Origin of the sequence: Hymenobacter cellulosivorans, assembly GCF_022919135.1 — a bacterium.
GTDB classification, from domain to species: domain Bacteria; phylum Bacteroidota; class Bacteroidia; order Cytophagales; family Hymenobacteraceae; genus Hymenobacter; species Hymenobacter cellulosivorans.
The window spans coordinates 5820368-5842516 of sequence record NZ_CP095049.1 but is presented as its reverse complement, the minus strand read 5'-3'; the positions used below and the strand labels follow the sequence as shown (position 1 = coordinate 5842516).

General features: G+C 59.9%; 21 protein-coding genes and 2 tRNA genes. 16 read left to right on the top strand and 7 right to left on the bottom strand.

The window, feature by feature from the left end:
• The first annotated feature begins 120 nt into the window (after positions 1 to 120).
• On the top strand, positions 121 to 1095 hold the full coding sequence (locus MUN80_RS24715) for a helix-turn-helix transcriptional regulator (protein WP_244717430.1): 975 nt from the start codon (positions 121 to 123) through the stop codon (positions 1093 to 1095).
• 34 nt (positions 1096 to 1129) lie between these two features.
• Here MUN80_RS24715 and meaB read toward each other — a convergent pair whose 3' ends face one another.
• Positions 1130 to 2104, bottom strand: coding sequence for a methylmalonyl Co-A mutase-associated GTPase MeaB (gene meaB / locus MUN80_RS24710; protein WP_244717427.1), 975 nt, complete (start codon positions 2102 to 2104; stop codon positions 1130 to 1132).
• A 222-nt stretch (positions 2105 to 2326) separates the two neighbouring features.
• Here meaB and MUN80_RS24705 point away from each other — a divergent pair, with 222 nt between their 5' ends.
• Positions 2327 to 3727, top strand: a complete 1401-nt coding sequence (locus tag MUN80_RS24705; RefSeq protein WP_244717424.1) for a DUF5723 family protein — start codon at positions 2327 to 2329, stop codon at positions 3725 to 3727.
• A gap of 223 nt (positions 3728 to 3950) precedes the next feature.
• Here MUN80_RS24705 and MUN80_RS24700 read toward each other — a convergent pair whose 3' ends face one another.
• Positions 3951 to 5054, bottom strand: coding sequence for a hypothetical protein (locus MUN80_RS24700; RefSeq protein ID WP_244717421.1), 1104 nt, complete (start codon positions 5052 to 5054; stop codon positions 3951 to 3953).
• Positions 5055 to 5313: 259 nt separating this feature from the next.
• Here MUN80_RS24700 and MUN80_RS24695 point away from each other — a divergent pair, with 259 nt between their 5' ends.
• Positions 5314 to 5925: a hypothetical protein gene (locus MUN80_RS24695; RefSeq protein WP_244717418.1), complete on the top strand. Its 612-nt coding sequence runs from the start codon at positions 5314 to 5316 to the stop codon at positions 5923 to 5925.
• A gap of 117 nt (positions 5926 to 6042) precedes the next feature.
• On the opposite strand, the gene MUN80_RS24690 is transcribed toward MUN80_RS24695, so the two are convergent.
• Positions 6043 to 6579 (bottom strand): NUDIX hydrolase, encoded by a 537-nt coding sequence (locus tag MUN80_RS24690; RefSeq protein WP_244717416.1) that lies wholly within the window; start codon positions 6577 to 6579, stop codon positions 6043 to 6045.
• Between the two features lie 185 nt (positions 6580 to 6764).
• Positions 6765 to 7790 carry a helix-turn-helix domain-containing protein gene (locus MUN80_RS24685; protein WP_244724960.1) on the bottom strand — a complete coding sequence of 342 codons (1026 nt, stop codon included), beginning with the start codon at positions 7788 to 7790 and terminating at the stop codon, positions 6765 to 6767.
• Positions 7791 to 8439: 649 nt separating this feature from the next.
• Between MUN80_RS24685 and MUN80_RS24680 the strand changes: the two genes are divergently transcribed.
• The 10 genes from MUN80_RS24680 (at position 8440) to MUN80_RS24635 (ending at position 17028) form a co-directional block, all read left to right on the top strand.
• On the top strand, positions 8440 to 10362 hold the full coding sequence (locus MUN80_RS24680; RefSeq protein ID WP_311136256.1) for a serine hydrolase domain-containing protein: 1923 nt from the start codon (positions 8440 to 8442) through the stop codon (positions 10360 to 10362).
• 254 nt (positions 10363 to 10616) lie between these two features.
• On the top strand, positions 10617 to 11192 hold the full coding sequence (locus MUN80_RS24675; protein WP_244717413.1) for a hypothetical protein: 576 nt from the start codon (positions 10617 to 10619) through the stop codon (positions 11190 to 11192).
• The gene (locus MUN80_RS24670; protein WP_244717410.1) at positions 11189 to 11944 is read left to right on the top strand and encodes an alpha/beta fold hydrolase; all 756 of its coding nucleotides are present in this window, start codon (positions 11189 to 11191) and stop codon (positions 11942 to 11944) included. Before MUN80_RS24675 ends, MUN80_RS24670 begins: the two co-directional genes overlap by 4 nt.
• A gap of 62 nt (positions 11945 to 12006) precedes the next feature.
• On the top strand, positions 12007 to 13398 hold the full coding sequence (locus MUN80_RS24665) for a hypothetical protein (RefSeq protein ID WP_244717407.1): 1392 nt from the start codon (positions 12007 to 12009) through the stop codon (positions 13396 to 13398).
• A 19-nt stretch (positions 13399 to 13417) separates the two neighbouring features.
• Positions 13418 to 13488, top strand: a tRNA-OTHER gene (locus MUN80_RS24660).
• 5 nt (positions 13489 to 13493) lie between these two features.
• A tRNA-Glu gene (locus MUN80_RS24655) sits at positions 13494 to 13566 on the top strand.
• Positions 13567 to 13697: 131 nt separating this feature from the next.
• Positions 13698 to 14282 (top strand): hypothetical protein, encoded by a 585-nt coding sequence (locus MUN80_RS24650; protein WP_244717404.1) that lies wholly within the window; start codon positions 13698 to 13700, stop codon positions 14280 to 14282.
• A 95-nt stretch (positions 14283 to 14377) separates the two neighbouring features.
• Complete coding sequence (locus MUN80_RS24645; protein WP_244717402.1) at positions 14378 to 15265, top strand: helix-turn-helix domain-containing protein; 888 nt, start codon at positions 14378 to 14380, stop codon at positions 15263 to 15265.
• A 51-nt stretch (positions 15266 to 15316) separates the two neighbouring features.
• Positions 15317 to 16054 carry an SDR family oxidoreductase gene (locus tag MUN80_RS24640; RefSeq protein WP_244717399.1) on the top strand — a complete coding sequence of 246 codons (738 nt, stop codon included), beginning with the start codon at positions 15317 to 15319 and terminating at the stop codon, positions 16052 to 16054.
• Between the two features lie 23 nt (positions 16055 to 16077).
• A complete protein-coding gene (locus MUN80_RS24635) occupies positions 16078 to 17028 on the top strand; it encodes a quinone oxidoreductase family protein (RefSeq protein ID WP_244717397.1) in 951 nt (316 codons plus the stop codon).
• 34 nt (positions 17029 to 17062) lie between these two features.
• On the opposite strand, the gene MUN80_RS24630 is transcribed toward MUN80_RS24635, so the two are convergent.
• Complete coding sequence (locus tag MUN80_RS24630; protein ID WP_244717394.1) at positions 17063 to 17557, bottom strand: hypothetical protein; 495 nt, start codon at positions 17555 to 17557, stop codon at positions 17063 to 17065.
• 249 nt (positions 17558 to 17806) lie between these two features.
• Between MUN80_RS24630 and MUN80_RS24625 the strand changes: the two genes are divergently transcribed.
• From MUN80_RS24625 to MUN80_RS24615, 3 genes are all read left to right on the top strand, one after another.
• Positions 17807 to 18787, top strand: a complete 981-nt coding sequence (locus tag MUN80_RS24625; RefSeq protein ID WP_244717391.1) for a helix-turn-helix transcriptional regulator — start codon at positions 17807 to 17809, stop codon at positions 18785 to 18787.
• Positions 18788 to 18873: 86 nt separating this feature from the next.
• Positions 18874 to 20010: an epoxide hydrolase family protein gene (locus MUN80_RS24620; protein WP_244717388.1), complete on the top strand. Its 1137-nt coding sequence runs from the start codon at positions 18874 to 18876 to the stop codon at positions 20008 to 20010.
• Between the two features lie 29 nt (positions 20011 to 20039).
• Complete coding sequence (locus MUN80_RS24615; protein ID WP_244717385.1) at positions 20040 to 20492, top strand: DUF1569 domain-containing protein; 453 nt, start codon at positions 20040 to 20042, stop codon at positions 20490 to 20492.
• Positions 20493 to 20594: 102 nt separating this feature from the next.
• On the opposite strand, the gene MUN80_RS24610 is transcribed toward MUN80_RS24615, so the two are convergent.
• Positions 20595 to 21140, bottom strand: a complete 546-nt coding sequence (locus MUN80_RS24610; protein WP_244717382.1) for a hypothetical protein — start codon at positions 21138 to 21140, stop codon at positions 20595 to 20597.
• Between the two features lie 106 nt (positions 21141 to 21246).
• Positions 21247 to 21978 carry a L,D-transpeptidase family protein gene (locus tag MUN80_RS24605; protein ID WP_244717380.1) on the bottom strand — a complete coding sequence of 244 codons (732 nt, stop codon included), beginning with the start codon at positions 21976 to 21978 and terminating at the stop codon, positions 21247 to 21249.
• Positions 21979 to 22149: the final 171 nt, after the last annotated feature.

Genomic DNA, 22149 nt, shown 5'->3' with positions numbered 1-22149 from the left:
CAGGAGTAGCTGGCCGCTCAGCACAACCGACAACCCGGGTCAGCTGGTGGCAGCACCGTTGCGGCAACAGCGGCAGGGCCTGCTGACGACGGTATTGCCGCAAACATTTATCTTCACTCCATGCCCCTGGAAGTCCGCGCCGCTGCTGATAACACCCTGATGCACGCCAACAACCACGTGGCCCAGGACTTCGATGTGCCCGAGCTGGTGGAGCAAACCGGCGAGCTGGAATTTGCCGCCGGCCGCGGTACGCTCACGCACTGGTACTTCGACGGTATCCGGCTCAGTCATGCCCGCTGGCACTTCCGGGAATATACCACCCAGGAATGGCGCTCCGAGCTTGATGTAGTACATCTGCAATTCAATCTGCGGGGGCGCGTCATTATCGAGCACCAGCCCCAGGGCCGGCCGCTGATTATGGGCTCTTACCAGCACAACCTCATGTATTGGCCGGGCTTCGCGGGCACCAGCCGCAACGAGGAGCTGGAAACCGAAACCTTTATGGTGCAGTTTACCCGAGCGGCTTTCCTGCGCCTGAGCGGGCAGGGCAATGAGGTACTGCGCCGTTTCGGCGAGCGGGTGCTCGAAGGTCAGCCCGTGGTGCTGGGCGAGCAAAGCCTAACCGTGGGCCTGGCCTTGCACAATGCCATTCGGGCAGTGCTGAACTGCCGCTTTCAGGGGCCGCTCAAGAAGCTTTTCCTGTACTCTAAAGCCCTCGAAATCCTGGTGCTACAGGCTGAGGCCTTTGAGCGGCACCAACCGGCGCGCTTCGCCCGCACCGAGTACGACCAGGAACGCCTACTCTTTGCCCGCGACTACCTCATTCAGCACCTGCACCTGCCGCCTTCTTTGCCCGAACTGGCCCGCATTGCCGGTCTCAACGAGTTCAAACTCAAGAAGGGCTTCAAGGAAATGTTTGGCCAAACGGTGTTCAGCTACCTGGCCGACTACCGCCTAGCCGAGGCCGAGGCCCAACTGATTGAAGGTCGCAAAACGGCCAGTGAGCTGGCCTTCGAGCTGGGTTACTCCTCGCTGCAACACTTCAGCGCGGCTTTTAAGAAAAAATTTGGCGTGAGCCCGCGCCGGGCCCGCTAAGGGTTTCCCGCGCCTGACTTTCGCCGTGCCGTGCTTACAGGCCCAGCAGCTCGGCCGCGGCTCCAAAGGCCGATTTGCTGCCCTCAATGACCTGCTGACGCAGCGCCGGGAGCTGCTCCTGCACGTTGGCCTTGGCATAAAACTGTTCTTCCAGCCCCTGGCGGATTGCCTCGTAGAGCCAGTGCAAATTCTGCTCCTGCCGCCGCCGCTGAAAGTAGCCGCTCTGCTGGGTTTGCTGCACGTACTGCTCCACCACCTGCCACACCTCCGGCACGCCCTGGCCCGTGAGAGCCGAGCTGACCGTGACCTTGGGGTTCCAGCCCGAGGGAGCCAAGGGGAACAGGTGCAGGGCGTTCTGGTACTCGCGGCGGGCCAGCTTGGCAGCCGTTTCGTTCTGGCCGTCGGCCTTCGTGATGGTTACCGCGTCGGCCATTTCCATAATGCCCTTCTTAATGCCTTGCAGCTCGTCGCCGGCCCCGGCCAGCATCAGCAGCAGGAAGAAGTCGACCATGCCGTGCACGGCGGTTTCGCTCTGGCCCACGCCCACGGTTTCGATGAAGATGACGTCGTGGCCAGCGGCTTCGCACAGAATCATGGCTTCGCGAGTGCTCCGCGTGACGCCGCCCAGGCTGCGGCCCGCCGGTGAAGGCCGGATGTACGCCTGCTCCTGGGCTGCCAGCTGGTTCATGCGGGTTTTGTCGCCGAGGATGCTGCCGCCGCTGCGCTGGCTCGTGGGGTCGACGGCCAGCACGGCCAGGCGCTTCCCTTGCCGGAGCAGCTCCAGACCCAGGGCTTCGATAAACGTGCTTTTGCCCACGCCCGGCACGCCCGTGATGCCCACCCGCACCGAGCGGCCGGCGTGGGGCAGTACTTGGTCGAGGACCTGTTGGGCCAGGTGCTGGTCGGAGGGCAGGGTGCTTTCCACCAGCGTAATGGCCCGGCTCAGCACCATGCGGTTGCCGGCCAGGATGCCGGCGGCGTACTCGTCAACAGAAAAGCGCTTGGCCAAGGGAAAAGAGATTTTGCAAGAAAGCCCGCCGCGCTAAGCCGCAGCAGGCACTAGTCGGCTACCTTTGCCGTTCGAGAACTACGGCTGGCCCGCAAAATAGGTGGCTCCAGCCACACTTTTGCCAGACTCAGCGAAGGTAGTGCCCTTTGCGTATGATAAAGCGGTTGGCTTCAATAGCTTGCCGCTCATTTGTCACTGACTCCTCACCAGCAAACTGCCCCCGTGAAAAATACTCGTCTTGCCTTGCTAACTGGTTTGGGGCTGCTGGCTGCCACCAGCCTGCGCGCCCAGAGTGAGCTAAGCTCCTTCTCCATCGTGGGGCGGGGCGGCGTTGCCAACAGCTTCGCCAGCGACTACCAAGCCATCGGCATCAACCCGGCCAACATGGCCCGCATGAACAACGCGGTAGTGGCCTTTTCTATCGGCGAGGGCGGCGTGGGCGTCAGCTCGGCCTCCTTGACGCGCAGCCAGCTGTCGAAATTCTTGCGCAACTCCAACCAGACCCTGACCAAAGCCGACAAGCTGGAGCTGGCCCGGGCTTTCACCTCCGACAATACGCTCAACTTCAACGCCGACGTGACGACGGTGGCCGTATCGGCCTCGTTTCCGGTGCTGGGCAGCTTTGCCTTCAGCAACCGGCAGCGCCTGGCGGGCCACATGGCGCTAAATCAGAACGCGGCCGAAATCATGTTTCTGGGCCAGGAAGCCCCGATTTACGCCAACTATAATCCCACTACCTCGCCGCTCATAACGGAGTCGTTGGCCGGCACCCAGTTTCAGGGCACCTGGTACAACGAGTTCAACTTCGCTTTTGCCCGCCGCCTCGTTACGCTGCCCTTGTTCCGGCTTTCGGGCGGCGTGGGTTACCGCTACATTCAGGGCGTGGGTATCGTGGACGTGCGCGTCGAGCCGGGCAAAATCGAGGCTTACAGCGCTATGTCTCCCCTGTTCGACATTGATTACGGCAAGGTGGTCAACAACACGTCCTTTAATCTGCAGGAGCGGGGCAACGGCCTGCAGCCGGTAGGCAAGGGCAACGGCTTCGATTTGGGCCTAGCCATGGAAGCCGGTAAAATGCTGCGCGCCAGCCTCTCGGTCACCGACCTGGGCCACATGACCTGGGAGGGCAACCTGCTGACGGCCTCCGACCAGAAGCTCAAAAAGCTCCGCTCCAACGGCGTCGACAACTACGACTTCCTGAGCGAGGCCACCAAGATTTTTGCCTCAGGCACCGACAGCGTATTAGTCTATCAGCCCAGTCAGGAGCACCGGGCCGAGCTGCCCACCAAGCTGCGCGCCGGGGCCAGCCTGCGCGTCACTGACCGCCTGGAAATGGGCCTCGACGTGACTTTGCCGCTGAACGAAGTGGCCGGCAACATTACGAGCCCGTTCGTGGGTGCCGGCATCGACTTCAAGCCCAATAAATACATCCGCCTGAGTAGTGGCGTGGCAGGCGGTGCCGGCTACGGGTTTGCCTTGCCCCTGGGCGTGGCGTTTACCACCAATATCTACGAGTTCGGCGTCAGTACCCGCGACTTGCCCGGCCTGCTGGCCGATAAGAACCCCTACGCCTCGGTGGCCGCCGGCTTCGTGCGGTTCCGCTTCGGCGAAATCAAGGACTAGCGGCTGAGTGTAGGACGGTGAAAGGTGGCGTGCTGCATCAGCTCTAATCTCTCCTCTGTCTAAGTGATAATAATTATTAAATGTAGAAAGCCCTTTACCACGCTGGTGGTAAAGGGCTTTTTTACGTTGATAAGTTGCTTCAGTGGGGTAGGCGAGGCAGGTCCTCTAGCTGCGCCTCAGGATGACAGCCGATGGTAAACTGCCATGTAACATGGGACCTGCTTTACCGCACGAAAACGGGCAGGCCGAGCTTGCTGCGCCGGCCGCCCAGCTTCAGGCCGTCATCTACGTAGTTGCAGGCTTTGCCAGCGGCGTTGGGGTCCTGGATAACGCCCAGGAACGGGTTGTCTTCGCGGGCCACGTAGATTTTGCCATCAATACCGAGCTGCAGGGCGCCGATTTTGCGGTTAGCCGAGGTGCCCACTTTCACCGCGTTATCCTTGCTTTTGGTGGCAAGGTCAAATTGCCAGACTTCGGCCTGCCCGCCGCCCTTGCCGTTGCAGGTGCCGTAGAGCTTGGTGCCATCGGGTGAGAACTCCACGCCGTAGGCCTCCTCGTAGGTGCCAAACTGCCGCGGGTTACTGACCTTACCCGTGGTGTTGTCGAAGTCGAATACCTCAAATTTGTTGCTTTCCCGCCACAGGGCCGAGGCAATTTTGCGGCCGTCGGGCGAGAACTTGATGCAGCCAATAGCATTGCGGCCGGGGCCGGCATTCATGCTGCCCACATTGCTCAGAATTGGTTTGGTTTCCACGCCCTCGGGCGTCACCAGGTACGAGACGAAGGCGTTGGAATTCCAGCGGTGGCCGACCACCCAGATGTCGCGGCCGTTTTTGTGCTTCACGGCGGCCAGCTTCTCGGCCACCGGCGAAATCAGCAGCATGTTGGCCCGGGGCACGTCGCCGAAGCCGCCCTCCCGGGTCATGTCGACCACGGAGTAGCGCATACCATTCTTGCCACCCTGGGGCGCGGTGGTGAAGATGTAAAACACGTTGCCGCTACCGGGGTCGGGTACGATGAGGGCGCTCTGGGCGCTGGATTTGCTGCCCATCAACCCTTTGCCGTTGAGCATGACCTGGTGCTTGCGGTTGTAGACCACTTCGCCATCGGTGTAGAACAGCAGCTGACCTTGCTGGTTGGTGGCTACTGCGCTGCCTTCGTAGGTAGTCATTTTGCCGTCGAGCAGTGGGGTAGGAGCAGCGGTGCCGGAAAACTTCAGGCCCGCTTGGCCGCCAAAGTACCAGATGGACTGCTCACCCTGAGCGCGGGCGGGAGCAGATGCGGCCAAAGAGGCCAGGAAAAGTAGAAAAAAGGACAGACGTTTCATAGACGTGGAGCTGTACGCAGCCTAAAGGTTAGGGGCTACGCACCGGCAAAATAGGAATTGAAATCCGTGCCAAAGTATGCAGCCCTGAACTTAGCAGGGGCCGTAGCTGGTAGCGGTGGTCTTGGCGCAAGATATGCCGCAACCCAATTTGTAAGAGCCACGCAACCTATGGGGCCCGAGTCCGGTCATCGGGGTGCTAAGCAGGGGCTGAGTCCGGACCGCCCACCCGTATTTCTCATGTTGCTACCTCCCGTTTTTTATGGTCAAGACCTTATGTACCTATGCCCTGGGCTCCCTGCTGCTGGGGGCCGCCGCTTGCAGCTCCAAGGACGCTGAGCCGCAGCCTGAGGGGGGCGTGACTCGCACCGACGAGTTTGTGAGTGCCAAAGCCGACGGCCAGTACGTCGACTGCCAGGACGTGTACCGCCGCAACGGTACCGTGCCGGATACCTTGTTCAACGGCTACCAGAACTTCTGGATCAGCAGCACCCAGCGGCTGCAGCAAATCGACATTATGCGCCTGGAAAACGGGGGTACAGCCAGTTCGAAGTACTTTATGCTCATCTTCGGCAACGTGGACCTGGATGCGCTGACGGTTCCGACCGAGTTCAACTCTGCCGATCGGACCAAGTGGGCTTCGATTGGCTTCGGCGACTATTCCAGCACCCAAGGCCCGGTATCCGGCCCCGACCCTAATCGGTACGGCGGCTCGACCCTGACCAAGGACGGCCCGGTCGTGAAGATTCTCAGCAAAGACAATGATATTTTGGTCGGCACTTTCCGCGGGCCAGTTCTCAACTCCGCCAATCAAGTGAAAACCCTTACCGAGGGCCAGTTTCGAATTAAGCTCCTGCGCAAAACGCGCCCGTAGCGCCGCTCTTTCTGCACTACCTGTTGCACCAACGCGCGTGAACCGCGCCGCGAAAACCCCGCCTGAGCAGCCTGCCCGGGTGGGGTTTTTAGCTTACCGCTAGTGCCCTAACCTTCCCTAAATATCCCACTCCCCGGCCAGCAGCCGCGGAATCAGGGGGTGAATAATCCGGTAGCTGGCGCCCCAGAGCTGGTAGGGCCCCACCCGGTAATAATCGACCAGCATCCGTTGCTCCCAGCCCGGCAGCTGCCACCATTCCTGCGCGTGGGTAGCCGGGTCGGCCAGGGTACGCAGGCTGATTTCGAGCACCTCGGCAATTTCGGGCTGCTGGCACCACCACGTGGCGGGCCGGCGGATACTGGCCAGAAACGGCGTAATGTGGAAGCCGCCGGTGAAAGTGCTCAGCGCCGGTAAGGGCAGCAACACCCGGATGTCCTCGGGTTTGAGGCCCACTTCCTCCTCGGCCTCGCGCAGGGCCGTAGCCAGCAAGGACTCATCTTCCGGGTCGCGCTTGCCACCGGGAAACGCCAGCTGCCCGCCGTGAATACCCCGCTCCCCGCGCCGTACCAGCACCAGTTGCAGCTCCCCGGCCGCGTCGCGGTACACGGGCACGATTACGGCAGATTCACGCAGGGGCGGCAGGGCAGGATTCATGGCGGCAAGATAACAGCCGGCCGGCCATCCGGTTCGTGGCTCTGGCCTGGGGCAGCAGTAAGCGCGCTTCCCAAGCAGGCATTTGAGCAGCTCTTCCTGGGTAGGACTTCATCTTACTACGGCTCCTTTGCGGTTTTACCCAGGGCGGCTTTAGGGCAGAAACGAGGAGGGCGAGGCTTGGTCCATCAGGCCGCTCCCGACGCTTCTTTTAACGGTGGGGTGCTATGGGCCCGGGCAAACTGGCTGGGGGACTGGCCGACCAGTTTCTTAAAGGTGGTATTAAACGTGGTTTTAGAGCTAAAGCCGGCTTCATAAGCTACGCCCAGCATGTTCAAATGCCGATGCTGATCAGAAAGAAGCAGGCGTTTGGCTTCTTCAACCCGGTACTCATTGATGAACTGGAAGAAGTTCTGACCAAACCCGTGGTTGAGCAGATACGACAGCTCATGGGAAGAAAGCTCCAAGTGCCGGGCCAGATCGGGTAAGCCCAGGTTGGCCTCCAGAAACAGCTTTTCGCGCTGCATCAACTGCCCTAGCTTCTCTTTTAGGGATTTAACTTGGTGGGGAAGAAGTCGGGGTGGGGCCGTTTTTTCGGCTGTGGCCGGCTGCTGGAGTAAGTCGTCGAGTTCGGCAGCTTCTGGCTCTGGAAAATCGAAGACTTCGGGCTGGCGAAGCGAGAAGTAGCTCAGCCCGTACACGGCCACCAGAAATAACCAGGGCGTTAGCATCAGAATAAAGGGGAGGCGGAAGAACAATTCATTGAGCCAGAGCCCTACCATAAAAATCAGGCTCAACAAAAAATATTTCATCCAGTTCAGATCAATACGGTCGGGCGAGGAAGCAAACCGCGGGACGTTCTGCTGATGACGCAGTAAGTGGAGGTAGGAAGCTACCCAATAGCCCAGGATTTGGAGCTTGACGGCATAAAACATGAATTGACCCAGCACAGCAGAGAAGGCGCTTTGGGCAGGAAAGTGCCCGTGCAGAATAGCTCGTTTTTCTTCGGCAGTCTGCAGCAGGAAAGGCAGCATATACAGTAGAAACAGCAAGGCGGGAATAAGGTGCAGCAGGTCCTTCGGGTGCCCTCTCCGGTCGGGCGAAGTGAAATGCACAATACTGAGGTAGAGCGCCGGGGCCATAGCCAGCCGGGTTAGCTCAGTAAGCCCGAGCAGATGCGGGTAAGCCGGGTAGATGCGGGTGGCAGGTAACACCCGATCCAACAACAGACAGGCAAAGCAGAAGAGAAAAAAGCTAAGCCACTGGTTAGCCAGCGTATTTACTTTTCTAGCATTCGTAGCCGTTAGAAAAGCCAGTAGAAAAAGGCTGCCAGCAGTAAGTATGTAAATAAAATTCATGCAGTGTGATTTAAGTGGTGATTAGAAATAAATAGCCGAGTAACGCAATTGGTTTTGCCTGCTGAACCGGAGCACATAAAGCAACGCAGGTCGTTCAGAATATTATAAGTGGATAGGTCTTTTTTGCGCGGTGGTAAATTATGTATATCCTCTCTGGCAAAGCGTGCCAACCGAAATGAAAGATGTCGGCAATGGTAGGGAGCTGTTGGGCCGCTGCCGGCAAGGCTCTGGGTTCGAAGGTTTGCCTTACTGCGGTTGCGCAAAGCCTACTTATAGCGCTCAGGGCGTTACTTGTCTTAAGTATTTGATAAACAGACATTATTCAGGGGAGGTGTTAGGCTGTGTGCCAGGGCAAAGGTAAGGGTGAGGCTGCCGCCGCATGTTCGGATGGATACAGTCGAACGCTCCGAGTTTTGAAAGATGGGTGGGTGGATAGAGCCGAGCGACGTTGGTAACGAGGCTATCTACATTTATTCTCGCGCTTTGAGCAGCTCTTGCCGGGCCAATGCAATTCATCCACCATTTATATTCTTTTACCTCCATGCGAAAACGCGTCTGCCTAATTCTTTTGCTGCTAACTTTTTGTAGTCATTTAGTCCCGGCGCAGCAAAACCATCCGTCGGCTACTTTGACTGAATTACTGGCTGAGATTGAAACAGTGATGCAGCAGGAGCATATGCCAGGGCTAATGCTGTCCATGGTCGTAAAAGACTCGGTCGTGTTTTCGGGTGGGCTGGGAGTATCCGTGGTGGAGACCAGGAAAAAGGTGGATGGCAAAACACTATTTCATGTAAGCTCCATCACCAAAATGTTTACCGCCTTAGGCATCCTCAAGCTGGTCGAAGAGAAAAAGCTGCACCTCCAGGATAAGCTCCGCGACCTTGCCCCCGAAGTACCTTATCAAAATGCCTGGGAGGCTACTCACCCGGTGCGGGTCGTGAATTTGCTAGAGCACTCCACGGGTTTCGATGATGTGCACCTGAACCAGGTCTACAACGCCACCGCTACCGACCTGACGGGGCTAGCGGCAGTCAACCTGTACCGGAGCAGCCTCGCGACCCGCTGGAAGCCCGGCCTAGCCAGCTCTTATGCCAGTCCCAACTACACCATTCTGGGCTACCTGCTTGAAAAGTACTCGGGCCAGCCTTGGAGCCAGTACATGCATCAGGCGGTACTTAGCCCCCTGGGTATGCAGCATTCGGATGTAAACCTAAGAATCAGAGATGAGCAGCCGTACGCCCGCGGATACCGCTTCGCCGATGGGACGTATATTTCGTTTCCCTTCTTTGTGCCGGCCGGCAACGGCGCGGCCGGGGCCTTGCATACCTGCGCCAATGACATGACCCGTTACCTGCGGTTTCTGCTCAACCACGGGCAAACCAACGGCAGGCCCTGGCTGGCTCCCAAGTATCTCGACACGATGGAAACCATACATAGCACCGCCGCCGCCAGAGCCGGCCTGCAGGTGGGCTATGCCCTCGGCAACCTGACGTTCTACCGGCATCCTAAAGCCGATTTTCGGGGCCATACTGGTTTAGGAGACGGATTTGCCTCCCTGGTCAATTATGACCGGCGCCGCGGCGTAGGCTATGCCATTGCCAACAACGGGGGCCGGGGCATGTGGCGGATTTCGGTGCTGATAGAAGATTTTCTGACCAAGGATTTTCCTGCTATTGCCCCCGGCGTAACTGGTCGGCAAACCACTCCACCCGTGCCCGAGGCTTACCTGGGTTACTACACGCCTGTGAACGTCTGGAGTGAGCAATGGGGCTTTTTGCAGCGGCTTACCGGTGGGCTGCGGCTTACTACGCAGGGGCAGGGTAAGTTGCTGCTCAAGCCGCTGCTGGGACCCGCAGATACATTGGAGTGGGTGGAAGGTACCTTATTCAGAGCCCGGCAAGAGCACCAAGCTTCGGTTGTTCTGGGCTCTACTGATGATGGAACTGCCTTTTTGCAGGCTCACAACACCCACCAGTATTATGAGCAAACATCGTATCTGCCCATCCTGATGCAGCAAATCTTGCTGGGTTTGTCGGGGCTGGCCATGGGGCTGGCTGTGGTTGGACTCGCGGGTTGGCCATTGTTAGTTGGGTTCAAACGGGTTGGTCGGAATCTATTGCTGCTGGGCCTACTGCCTGGGCTGGCAGTTAGCGCCGGCCTGCTGGCGTTTCGGGTGCTAACCGTTACGGACTACGAAAACCGGGTAGCCTTCAATTCCATCAACTTCACCTCGCTCACTATCTTTTGGGCTTCCTTAGGCTTTGGAGTCCTGGCCATTGCCGGCTTGGTGCTCCTGATCCGGCAATGGTCGCAGCTCCCGCAAGCCTGGCTGCGGGGCGTGCTGGCCTTTACTAGCTTTTTTCTGGTTTATTTGACCATCATGTTCCTGGTCCACGGCTGGATCGGCCTTCGGGTCTGGGCTTTATAAGTGACTTGTGGGTATACCTACTGCTTTCTACCGGCCCCAATGTAACCCTGGGGAAGGCAGAAAGCGGCTCCACGAACTGCTTAGGGCGAATGTGAGAACCATCGAAACTAGCTCTGCAACACTAAAAGAGTATTCACTAGCCGTTCTATGGACTCTTGCAGGGGCTACTGCTACGCCAATGCCTCTCCCGGAGCCAGCGGCCCTAACCACGTTACCGGTCAATTCTACCCTATTAATCGACTATACTTTCATCAATGTTGTCTAGAATCTTATGCGTGGTATTGCTGCTGGCACTTCCGCTGACCAGCTTGGGCCAAGCCTACCAGAGCTCCAATGGCTTCTTTTTTCTGCCTGAAGTTGACGTGGCTCAGTTTCAGGGCCGGCCCTACCGCTACCAGGTCAGCGTACGCTACCAGCCCGCCGATACCACGGCCAAAGTAGGCGTGTGGGCCATGCAGGTAGGCAAGAATGAGTACGATTTCAAGCAGCGTGACTACCCGACCCAAACCATTCGCCCAAACGAGTGGCAGACCAACACGATTCAGGGCCAGATTAGGCCTGGGGTGCGGCGGCTGTGGTTTTACTCGACTTTGGCCGGTAACGGCACTTTCTGGTTTGATAACCTCACCCTGCAAGTGCAGCAGCCCAATGGCACTTGGCAGCCGGTGCCCATTAAAAACGGAGATTTTGAGCACTCGGCCACCCCGCTGGCGGGCTACGAAATGGCCGATAAAGTCTTGCCCGCAGGCGTTGTGGCGGCCCTGGCTCCCGGGCAGGGCCCCGACCAGAGTCAGGCCCTGCGCATCACCATGACTGGGGCACGCTGGTGAAAGTGCCCCCGCAGTACGGCCGCAACGCTGCCGCCGGCAAGTACTGCCAAGTGCCGGGCGTGAAGCTCTACTACGAAACCTACGGGAGCGGGGAGCCGCTCTTGCTGCTGCACGGCAACGGCGAGTCCATCAATTCCTTCCGGAGCCAGATTGAGGCCCTGTCCGCCCACTTTCGGGTTATTGCCGTCGATACCCGGGCCCAGGGCAAAAGCGTGGATACCCTGACGAAGGTGCTAACCTACGAGCTGTTTGCCGCCGATATGAAAGCCCTGCTCGACAGTCTGCACCTGCCCAAGGCCCATGTGCTGGGCTGGAGCGACGGAGGCAACACGGGCCTTATAATGGCGCTGCGCTACCCGAGCTACGTGCACAAGCTCGTCACGATGGCAGCCAACCTGTTCCCGACCACCGAAGCTGTAGATGCCAAAATGCTCCGCCAATCGGAACAGGCCCGGCAGATGCTGCTGAAAAAGGGCGACGCGGCCAACGCCCGCCTGCTGACGCTGGTGCTCACCGAGCCCCACCTGAGCTATGAGCAGTTAAAGGCTATTCAGGCGCCTACTCTGGTCCTGGCCGGGGAAAAGGACATCATCAAGCAAGCCCATACCTTGGCCATCGGGTCCCACATTCCGGGGGCGCAAACCGTAATTCTACCCGGTGCCACGCATTACGCCCCCCAGCAGAAGGCTGCTTTGTTCAACGAGACGGTTCTGCGCTTTCTAACGGGAAGTAACGCAGCCTTCCCAAAATAGCCAACCGTATCGTTGAGCCTTGGTAGCTTGCCAATCTTCGCCAATCTTTCAGCCCTTCGGAAATGGACGTACAGCCGTTATATGGAACCTTGCGGCAGCGCCGCCGTCCTGAGGACGTGGCCGAGCTGCTACTGCCCGTGTTGGAAGGCCGACTCTCGCCCGCCGAACTGACGACCTTGCGCCAGGCCGCTGCCCACTCCCTGCGGCGCGGCGTGTGGCAGTACACCGCCATGCTGCAAACCTTCCGGCAGCCGGTGGGGGCCAGCCGGCAAGTGCAGACGGCCGCCGAGCTATTCGACATGGTACCGGCCCCGGCCCTGCGCTACGAAGAGGCCGGGGAGGTAGAGGCTTTCTTACAGGAAGTAAATCCGCTGATCGGCAAAACCGTGGGGCGCAACAACTACCGCACCGACCGCCTGGACCGGGCTGCGCGGGAGGCCCAGGGCCTTGATTTGTCGAAGCGGCAGTACAACAAGCGCTTCCGCGCGGTGCGGCACCTGGAGGAAAAGCTGCTGACCATGCTGGCCGAGCAGCGCAAGGTGCAATTCGAGCAGATAGCCAAAAGTGGCTTGGCCCACACGCTCAGCTACGAGGAGTTTGCGCAAGACGTGGATAGCGCCGCTTTTATAGCCTACTACACCGCCCGCTGCAACCTGCGCAGCGAGTTTACCATCAGTGGCCAGCAGCGGCCCTACGACCAGGTAGCCGACATGCTGTTTCGCCGCTGTGCCGGCCGTAAGCCGTCTGCTATTGCCGGGTGGCTCGGCGCCGCCGCGGTTCCGGCGAGTCCTTCAGCCAACTGGTGGGCCATTGCGCACGTGTACCCCGCACCAGAAGTGCTGGCCGCCCTGAACAGTCAGCAGCAGGGCGAGCTGCTCGGGCGCTGGACAACCCTGCTCCACGAAATGGCTACCTACTTAGGCCACATCTGGGCCCGGAACACCTTTGCGCGCGAAACGATGGTAGTGAAGCAGGGGGATGATTCCTCGACCTGGAATGCGGCGGCCGGCTCCTGGAACAAGGCCCGGGATGCATGGATGAACCTGCTCTACGCCCTAGGAATGGAGTTTGTGCTGGAAGAAATGTGCTTTGGCAAGGCCCTGCGCCTGATGGCCGCCGACGTAGTGGCCTGGCACTACAGCGCGGGGCAGAAGCTGGACCCCAACACCCAGGTGTGGGCCACTTTGCCACTGCCCTGGGAAGTGTTTGCCGGTACTGCCCGCTGCACCCGGGCGCAGGTGGAGCTGGCTTGTCAGCAAGCCGGATTAGACCCGCTGAAATCGGGGTGGCTGGCGCCGCGCCCGCACGGGGTAGTGCCTTTTCGGCCCACCCCCGAGCTGGTGCATGGTGTGAGCGTGGCCAATCCGTATCTTGCCACCGTCTTGAAGCGCCACCGCTATTTTTCCGGTAAGCCCACCCGGCCCCTCGGCCCGGAAGCTGCCGGCAACTCCTAGCGGACCGGTCGCGCAAAAGGATGAGGTAGTTCAGTGGAAGAACATCCGGCTCTACCCGGTTGGCCGCAGGTTCGAATCCTGTCCTCATCCCACACTCTGGTATAGCTCAGTGGAAGAGCGCCCGGCTCTCGGTCCGGGTGGCCGCAGGTTCGAGCCCTGCTGCCAGAGCCTGAACAGATACCTCCCGCTACTTTCATCGGAGGCGGTACCGCGCCCGAGGCTGTAAGTTATTTGCTGCTTTCTGTTTCGGATGAGCTGGGCACCTTCAGCAGTATTAAAAAGCCACTTCCTGCTTCTTTATGACCGTAAGGACGAGCCGTACCGTTCTGGCAAATTGCGGGTTGCTACTGCTGGCCTTCGGCTGCCAACCTGGTACCACAGAGTCGAAACGCCCGCAGGTATATGACTACTCGGTCAGCGTGGAAGAAACGGCCATGTCGCAACCGCAGACAATTCTAACCGTCGAGACCGGGGAGTCTGTGTCGAATAAGTACTACTGGGGCCAGGCCCACGCGTACCTGTTTATCTACTCGCAGATTTATCCGGTGGAGGCCAAAAGCGCGAATGAATACCCCCGGGTGCGGATGGTGCCCCAGGATACGCTGGCTGTCGTCTTAAACCGGCACCAAACCGATACTATCTATTATCTGGCTCGCCGGGTGTTTGCCCCGCCCCAGCAGCCCGCCCTGCGCGACAGTCTGCCGCCGCCAAGATTTTACCAGATGCACGATACCGACCCTTACCTGGTGGTGAGGCTGCGGCCAACCTGGTATAGCGGTCCAACCTACGAATGCACGGGCTACCAGGAAGAAAGCCCGGCCAGCTATGCGCTACGGGACTATCTGCTTACACTACGGCCAAAGCCGCTGAAGCGCCCGCAGTAACGCTGAGTTAGTAGCCGCACTGGCAGTCCTTTGTACTGCTGCTAAACACTACCACCGGGCCGCAGTTGTACTTTCCATAAAACCTAACCAGGGCAATGACAACGCTTCCACTGGAGCAACCAGTACCCGTGTATTCTTTCGCGCCGCAGCCGGTAGCCAGCGGGAGCCAGTCATTTCAGCTGATTCGCTCGGCAGGCGCCCTGGCCTACCGGTCCGATATGCTGCGGCCCCACCGCAAGGACTATTACGTGCTGGTGTTCGTGCAGCGCGGGGGCTGCCGGCACTGGGTGGATATGACGCCCTACCTGCTAAAGAATAATGCCTTTTACTTCACCGTGCCGGGCCAGGTAATGGTGAAAGAGGAGCCGCGCCCCATGTGGGGAACCAGCCTGGTATTTACCCGGGAATTTCTGGCTTTGCAGCCCGCTTCCCTGGCGCAGCTTCCTCTGCTGCTCAATCCTCAGCAAGGCCATGAGCTGTTGCTTACTGCGGCCGATGTCGCCTTTGTGGAAGATACGCTGGCCAAACTCGAAGCTGAGTACAACACTCCCGGCGAGTGGCAGCACCCCATGCTGACGGCCCACCTGACGGTACTACTGACCTACCTCAGCCGGCTCTATACCCAGCAGTTTCCCGGCGGGGAGCCCACGGCCGACCGGCTGCTGCTGCAACAGTACCGGGCCCGGATTGAGGAGAACTTCCGCGAGCTGCACGAGGTAGGCGCCTATGCCCGTCTGCTCCATATTTCGGCCGGCCACCTGAGCGAGGTCATCAAGGCGCAAAGCGGCAAGCCGGCCAGTGCCCATATCCAGGAGCGGCTGGTGCTCGAAGCCCGCCGCCTGCTGTTTCACACTCCGCAGTCGGTCAAGGAAATTGCCTTCGAGCTGGGCTTTGCCGATGCATCCTACTTCAGCCGCTTCTTCAAGCACCAGACCGGCCATACCCCGGCCGAGTTCCGCAGCAGCCGGGAAATGTACCCGTGATACCGCAGCCTGTCCTGCAATGCCGGTCAGAGGGCCCGGTAGCTTTGTGACATGAAAAAAGCCCTCATTACCGGCGCCAATAAAAGCATTGGCTTCGAAACTGCCCGGCAACTGCTACGCGCCGGCTATTATGTGTACCTCGGCAGCCGCGACCTGGCCAACGGCCAGCAGGCCGTGGCCCAGCTGCACGCCGAAGGACTCACCCAGGTAGAGCCCGTACAGCTCGACGTGGCCGATGTGGCCTCCGTCAGTGCCGCCCGCCAGACCATTGGGAAAAAAACCGACGTGCTCGACGTGCTCATCAACAATGCCGGCATCAATGGCGGAATGCCCCAGGGTGCCCTGGTAGCCGAACTCAGCTCCTTTAAGCGGGTCTTCGACACCAACTACTTCGGCGTCATTGCCGTCACCCAGGCCTTTATCGACCTGCTGCGACAGTCACCCGCGCCCAACATCGTCAACGTCAGCTCCAGCGCCGGCTCGCTCACCCTGCAAAGCGACCCTAGCTGGAAGTACTACGCCCACAAAGGGGCCGTGTACTCGCCCTCCAAGTCGGCCCTGAACATGTACACGCTCACGCTGGCCTATGAGCTGCGCGACACGCCCTTCAAAGTGAATGCCGTGGACCCGGGTTTTGTCGCTACCGACTTCAACCACCACCGCGGCACCGGCACCGTGCAGGAAGCCGGGGCCCGGGTTGCCAGGCTCGCCCTGCTGGGCCCCGACGGCCCGACCGGCAAGTTCTTTAGTGAGGAAACCAACCCGGAAACCGGCGAAATAGCCTGGTAAACCCGAGGCCACTACTGAAGACTATGAAAGCAGTCCAATTTTCCGAGCACGGTGCCGCCGAGGTGCTGCAGCTGGTCGACTTGCCCACGCCCCAGCCGGGCGCGGGCCAGGTGCTGATTAAAGTCGCTGCCAGCGGGGTAAACTACGCCGACATCTGGCAGCGCCAAGGCCTCAGCCCCAAGCCCCTGCCGCTGCCCTACGTGGCCGGTTACGAGGTGGCGGGCACGATTGAAGCCTTGGCAGAAGGAGTAACCAACGTGCAAGTAGGCCAGCGGGTCATGGCGATGCTGCCTAGCGGGGGCTACGCCGAGTATGCCGTAGCTTCCGCCGCCCAGGTTATTCCTTTGCCCGCAGAGCTGGGTTATGCCGAGGCCACAGCCCTGCTGGCCCAGGGGCCCACGGCTGTAGGGCTGCTCAATACCGGTTTGTATGCCTCGGTGCTGGTGCTGGCCGCCGCCGGAGGCGTGGGCTCTATGCTGGTGCAGGTAGCCAAAAACCGGGGCCAGCAAGTAATTGCCGCCGTAGGCAGCGAAGCAAAGAAGGCTTGGGTACAGGCCCTCGGGGCCGAGGCCGTGGTGAGCTACGCCGAGGCCGACTGGGTGCAGCAGGTGCGTGCTGTTACGGCTGGGCAAGGGGTAGCGGCTGTATTCGATGCCGTTGGCGGGCAGGTGGGCACAGAGGCCCTGCAAGTCTTGGGTGCCGGAGGAACTGCCGTTATCTACGGAGCGGCCTCGGGCGAGCCAACTAAACTCGATGCGCAACAGCTCATCGGGCAAATGCAGGTGGTGCGGGGCTATACAGTGTTTGGCGAGTTGGGCAGGTTAGGGGAGTATACCCAAGAGCTGCTAGACTACTTCCGGGCCGGTCAGTTGCAGCTACCCGTGCAAACCTACCCGGTGACCAAGGCGCCGGCCGCGCACCGCGACCTGGAAGCCCGCCGGACCCAAGGCAAAGTGGTACTGCTGTTTGAGTAGTGGGTAGAACGGAATACGGGTTTCTACTGTCGTCCTACCAGCCAGCTAGTGCTTTGCGCAGGCGCCGATGAAACACCGCCAGCTGCCCCGAATACTGGGGAAGCATTTTTTCCAAAGAATCCGAACTGGCGGCATCGTACACGGTTTCTGCAAACTCAAACTCTGAGAGGTGGTAGGTCAATCCTGCCGCCGTGGGAGTTAGGCGAACCGTGTACCACACGCTCCAGATAAGCAAGTCATACACTGAGTCCACTACGCCGGTGTGGTCGGGGGTGTACGTTAAAGAGCCCAGGTAGGCTATAGTAGGCTGCCCGGCAAAAGTAGCGGCTAAGGTATCAGGCTTACCGAGTCGGCCTGAGTTTCCTGCAGTCAGCTTCGCCAGATACCACCGTTTGACCAAGGCTTGTTGCTGCGGTAAGGTCGGCCTGGGCGTAGGCCAGGGTAGTACCCCGGTAAACTCTACCCGGCCGGTGGTTGGGTGGCGGGGCCAGGCGGGTGTTTGCTGCGCGGAGCCTGTCGCCGGAAGCAAGATCAGCAGAAAAGGGAGCAAGCAAAGCAAAAACCAACGGATGTTCATAAGGCAAAATACAGAGCTTGATTGACAAACTCAGCTAAGGCGGCTGCTTGGATGGTGCCTGTTAAGAAGTGCACCCGCAGTAAACAGACACTGTATTTTGACTTGCGTCAACGGGGCTATGCTAGTGAGCATAGGCCCGTTGTTTTTGGGTTCCCTAATGCAGCCGGAACGCAGTTCAGCGTAATTTTACCTCTTTACCAGATGAAGGCCCCGCCCGCCATGAACCGTTTCGACCGGATTACTGCCATCCTGATCCAGCTGCAAGCCAAGCGCATCGTGACCGGGCCTAGTATGGCCGAGCAATTTGGCGTGAGTCTGCGCACAATTTACCGGGACCTGCGCACCCTGGAGCAGGCCGGTGTGCCGCTGTTTGGGGAGCCTCGGGTGGGCTATTCCCTGGCCGAGGGCTACCGCCTGCCTCCCGTCATGTTTTCGCGCGAAGAAGCCACGGCCCTGCTCACAGCCGAAAAGCTGGCCGCCCGCCTCACCGACACGCCCACCGCCCAACTCAGCGGGGCAGCTATGGACAAGGTGCGGGCCGTGCTCCGCCGTCCCGACCGGGACCACCTCGCCACACTCAGCCCCCACATTCAGGTGCTGGGTCCGGCCGGGCCAGGCAGTCAGCTGAACATGTACCAACAGCTGGTGCTGGCCGTGACGACACAAGGCGTGGTGCGCCTGCGCTACCAGGCCGGCGACACCGACGCGCCCACCACCCGCGACATCGAGCCCATCGGTCTGTACCTGGGCCGGCAGTGGCACGTGGTGGCGTATTGCCGGCTGCGGCAGGCGTTCCGCGACTTTCGCCTCGACCGGGTGCAGGACCTGGGCCTGACGGGGGAGATGTTTGCGGCCCGCCCCGAAACCTTGCAACACTACTGGGCCGCCGAGGCCACCCGCCGCCCCCGGGAAAAGGTGGTGGTGCGCCTGCGGGCGGCAGCCAGCATGCCCGCCGCGGTGCAGCAGCTACACGATACCAAGCGGCAGTACGGCTGGGCCCACGAGCAGCCTCTGCCCGATGGCAGCCTGGAAATGACCTTCCTCGTGGGCTCGTTGCCCTACGTGGCGGCCTGGCTGCTACCCTACGCCGGGGCAGTGACCATCGTGGAGCCCGCGGCGCTGCGGCAGGAGCTGCGCGAGCTGGCCCAAAAAGCCCAGCATTTTTTTGGAGCGCCTGAATAAATGCTGACATAAGGCTGTCAGAGAGGGCGGCAACTTTTGTGGAGTCAAGCAGCAATTGTGCTTGTTAAACCCTCAATTGTTACCGTATGCAGCCTTTTTCGCTGAACATTCCCCAAGCCACCCTCGACGACCTAAAGTCCCGCCTAGCCAACACCCGCTGGCCCGCCGACTCTGCCCGTACTGACTGGCAACTCGGCACCAGTCCCGCCTACCTGCGCGAGCTAGCCGACTATTGGCTGCACCGCTTCGACTGGCGGCAGCAGGAAGCCCGGCTCAACCAGTTTGCCCACTTCCGCACGAGCATTGACGGCACCGAGCTGCACTTCATCCACGAGCGGGGCCGTGGGCCCCGGCCGCTGCCCTTACTGCTGGGCCATGGCTGGCCCGACTCGTTTGCCTCTTTTGCCAAGCTGATTCCGCTGCTCACTGACCCCGCCGCCCACGGGGGCCGGGCCGAAGACGCCTTCGACGTGGTGGTGCCCAGCCTCCCCGGCTTCGGATTTTCGGCCCCACTGCCGCCCACGGGCTCCTTTATGGGCCAAACGGCGGCTCGGTTCCGGCAGCTCATGACCGACACGCTGGGCTACCCGCGCTACGCCGTCCATGGCAGCGACGTTGGGAGCGGAGTAGCCGAGCGCCTGGCCCTGGATTTTCCCCACGACCTGCTGGGGCTGCACATGACTGGGGTGCCTTACATGCGCTTATTTGTGCCGCCCACCGACCCCTCGGCCGAGGAACAAGCCTTCCTCGGGGCTAGTCAGCAGTGGATGATGCAGGAAGCGGCCTACAGCATGGTGCAAGGCGGCAAGCCCGATACCCTGGCCCCGGCCCTGCAGGACTCGCCCACCGGCCTGGCCGCCTGGATAGTGGAGAAGTTCCGGACCTGGAGCGACTGTTGCGGCAACCTGGAAACCTGCTTCACCAAGGACGAGCTGCTGACCAACCTGACCATCTACTGGGCTACCGAAACCATCGGCTCGTCGTTCGTGCCCTACCACCAGGCCGACGCGGTACCCCAGGGCCTGGGTGCGCCCCGCATCGAGGTGCCTACCGGCTTTGTGCTGTTTGCCCAAGACCTGCTGCCGGCGCCCCGGGCCTTTGCCGAGCGCTTCTACAACGTGCAGCACTGGACCGAGTACCCCCACGGTGGCCACTTCGCAGCCCTCGAACAGCCAGAAGCCCTGGCCGAAAGCCTGCGCACCTTTTTCCGCCCCCTGCGCTAATTCTGCTTACTCAAATACTGCTTTTTCCGATGAATAACCTCTTTAATTCCGCCGACGCGGCCGGCATCATTACCCGTCTTGAAGCCCTGCCGGGTACGGCCCAGCGGCAATGGGGCACCATGCAGGTGGCTCAGATGCTGGCTCACTGCACCGCCTCCCTCGAAACAGCCATGGGCCTGAATTCTCCGAAAAAGGTATCCTTCCTGATGCGCCTCATGGGCTCGATGATGAAATCCGGCATCGTAAGCAGCAAGCCCATGCCCAAAAACAGCCCCACCGACAAGCTCTACATCATTACCGACGCCCGCAACTTTGACCAAGAAAAGGCTTTGGTTATCGAACGAATCAAGGCTTTTTCGGCTGGTGGTCCGGCCCGGTGCACCACCCAGCCCCAGGTCTTTTTCGGCCCGATGACGCCCCAGGAGTGGGCCATCATGCAGTGGAAACACTTCGACCACCATCTGCGGCAATTTGGGGCTTGAGACGCTCGATTAGTAGTATTTCGGTAAGTACTTAACACCTGTGAAAGTAATAAAAGGCCCGTGCGATTCGCACGGGCCTTTTTGGTGAGCTCATAGGCTGAGCTACTTTTGCGCGACTCCCCGAATCATGATGGTGCCCGGAGGCCTTTTCGTGGTATCCAGTTTAGCTTTTGCCAGCTGGATAGTTACCAGGGCCTGGGACGTAGTGGCTGATGCCGGAATGACTTGTAGCTGCCCAACTGCTTCGGGGATAATGCGCAAGGTTTTCTGCTGTGCCCCGTCGAGTAGCTGGCCGTTGATTACCACCCGAAACGGAGACTTGGCACCGTGCTGACGCCCTAGCCGGGCAAAGGACGTGCTGCCGACCTTTCCGTCGTAGGTTATTGCAATAATACCAGTGGAAGCTAAACCTCTGAGTAAGGCGGGGGTGTCCTGGTCGTCATTACTTTTGTAGACGACCACACTTTTAAGCTTGGTAACGTCGAGGCCCGACATCCCCCCGTTGGCAATGATGGTTGAGTTTACGATGCATAAAGGTTCCGGAATGCGTTTTGGAGCGTTACTAGCGGATGCAGCTTGCCCGTAGCTTACCAGGGCGCAAGCGTGCAAGCAACTAATAAGCAGCAGCCGGAACAGGTGAGTTTGCATAGTGAACAAGCAGTAAAATAGAGAGTCTGGCAGGAAGTAGAAGGCAGGTAGTGGAATAAATGTAAGCTTATTTCAGAAGTAAAATGCTTATAGCCAGTAGACTTGACTACCGCACCACGTACTGGCCGGTAGCTTCTACTGCCACGTTGGGCAACGTCAGATGCTCATCGAACTGGGCGAAACCGGGCCGCAGGCTTTGCCAGAACGCGTAGTGCTTGCTGCCCAGGGCCCGCTCCAGGTTCTGGGTGGTCAGCTCGAAGGGGAAAATGTGAATCTGCATGTCCTGCTGGCCGGCGCAACGGGCTTCCAGGGCCAGTAGGTACACTTCCTGAATACAGTCGTCGGTGATGGGAAGGCAGCCAACTGTCACGTTGGAGCCGTGCACGAAGATATGGCTGCCTGGCTTGGGGCCACCCAGGGCCCGGTCGGAGGCGTTGGGGTAATCCAGACCCAACGACATGTAGTAGGTGCTGATGGGGTTGAACCGGTCGATGCGGTAGAAGCCTTCGGGTACCTGGTTGTCGCCCTCGGCGCGTTTGGGGCCCAGGGTGCCCGAGGTGCCGGCCACGCGGTAGGTGCGCAGCAACTGAAACGTACCCTCGCCCTGGTTGCGCGCCCAGGCCTCAAAGCGCCGCCCCGATTTGAATACCCGGAAGAATACCTCCAGTCGGGTGGGGTCAATTTTGCGGCTGCGCAGCAGTAGTTGCAGTTGGGGCCACTTAGTGGCGTAGGCCAGTTGCACGCGGGGATAGGTGAGCTGGTACTCGCGCAGGGCCGATTTAGGCGGGTACGCCGCGGCCAGCAGCAGAAAGCAGGCCGCCAAAAGCAAGGTTCGCATAGGGGAGGAGCCCAGCTGGCCGAATAGGATAAAGCCGGGGCAAGCTGGGCTGGAAGAACGACGGCCCAGTTATAGAAAGTATGCTATATAGAAGAAATTTTCCGGGCTTTCGCCACCATCCGCAGCGACGCAAAACCAGACTGGCTGCGCTGCTTTCGGGCCGGGTGCGTA

What these genes read in the sequence shown, in the direction of transcription:
- MUN80_RS24690 (WP_244717416.1), bottom strand. Translation starts at nt 6,579, where the DNA reads ATGAATCCTGCCCTGCCGCCCCTGCGTGAATCTGCCGTAATCGTGCCC.
- MUN80_RS24640 (WP_244717399.1), top strand. Translation starts at nt 15,317, where the DNA reads ATGAAAAAAGCCCTCATTACCGGCGCCAATAAAAGCATTGGCTTCGAA.
- MUN80_RS24675 (WP_244717413.1), top strand. Translation starts at nt 10,617, where the DNA reads ATGTTGTCTAGAATCTTATGCGTGGTATTGCTGCTGGCACTTCCGCTG.
- MUN80_RS24615 (WP_244717385.1), top strand. Translation starts at nt 20,040, where the DNA reads ATGAATAACCTCTTTAATTCCGCCGACGCGGCCGGCATCATTACCCGT.
- MUN80_RS24665 (WP_244717407.1), top strand. Translation starts at nt 12,007, where the DNA reads ATGGACGTACAGCCGTTATATGGAACCTTGCGGCAGCGCCGCCGTCCT.
- MUN80_RS24635 (WP_244717397.1), top strand. Translation starts at nt 16,078, where the DNA reads ATGAAAGCAGTCCAATTTTCCGAGCACGGTGCCGCCGAGGTGCTGCAG.
- MUN80_RS24715 (WP_244717430.1), top strand. Translation starts at nt 121, where the DNA reads ATGCCCCTGGAAGTCCGCGCCGCTGCTGATAACACCCTGATGCACGCC.
- MUN80_RS24645 (WP_244717402.1), top strand. Translation starts at nt 14,378, where the DNA reads ATGACAACGCTTCCACTGGAGCAACCAGTACCCGTGTATTCTTTCGCG.
- MUN80_RS24610 (WP_244717382.1), bottom strand. Translation starts at nt 21,140, where the DNA reads ATGCAAACTCACCTGTTCCGGCTGCTGCTTATTAGTTGCTTGCACGCT.
- MUN80_RS24680 (WP_311136256.1), top strand. Translation starts at nt 8,440, where the DNA reads ATGCAATTCATCCACCATTTATATTCTTTTACCTCCATGCGAAAACGC.
- MUN80_RS24625 (WP_244717391.1), top strand. Translation starts at nt 17,807, where the DNA reads ATGAAGGCCCCGCCCGCCATGAACCGTTTCGACCGGATTACTGCCATC.
- MUN80_RS24605 (WP_244717380.1), bottom strand. Translation starts at nt 21,978, where the DNA reads ATGCGAACCTTGCTTTTGGCGGCCTGCTTTCTGCTGCTGGCCGCGGCG.
- MUN80_RS24700 (WP_244717421.1), bottom strand. Translation starts at nt 5,054, where the DNA reads ATGAAACGTCTGTCCTTTTTTCTACTTTTCCTGGCCTCTTTGGCCGCA.
- MUN80_RS24650 (WP_244717404.1), top strand. Translation starts at nt 13,698, where the DNA reads ATGACCGTAAGGACGAGCCGTACCGTTCTGGCAAATTGCGGGTTGCTA.
- MUN80_RS24620 (WP_244717388.1), top strand. Translation starts at nt 18,874, where the DNA reads ATGCAGCCTTTTTCGCTGAACATTCCCCAAGCCACCCTCGACGACCTA.
- MUN80_RS24695 (WP_244717418.1), top strand. Translation starts at nt 5,314, where the DNA reads ATGGTCAAGACCTTATGTACCTATGCCCTGGGCTCCCTGCTGCTGGGG.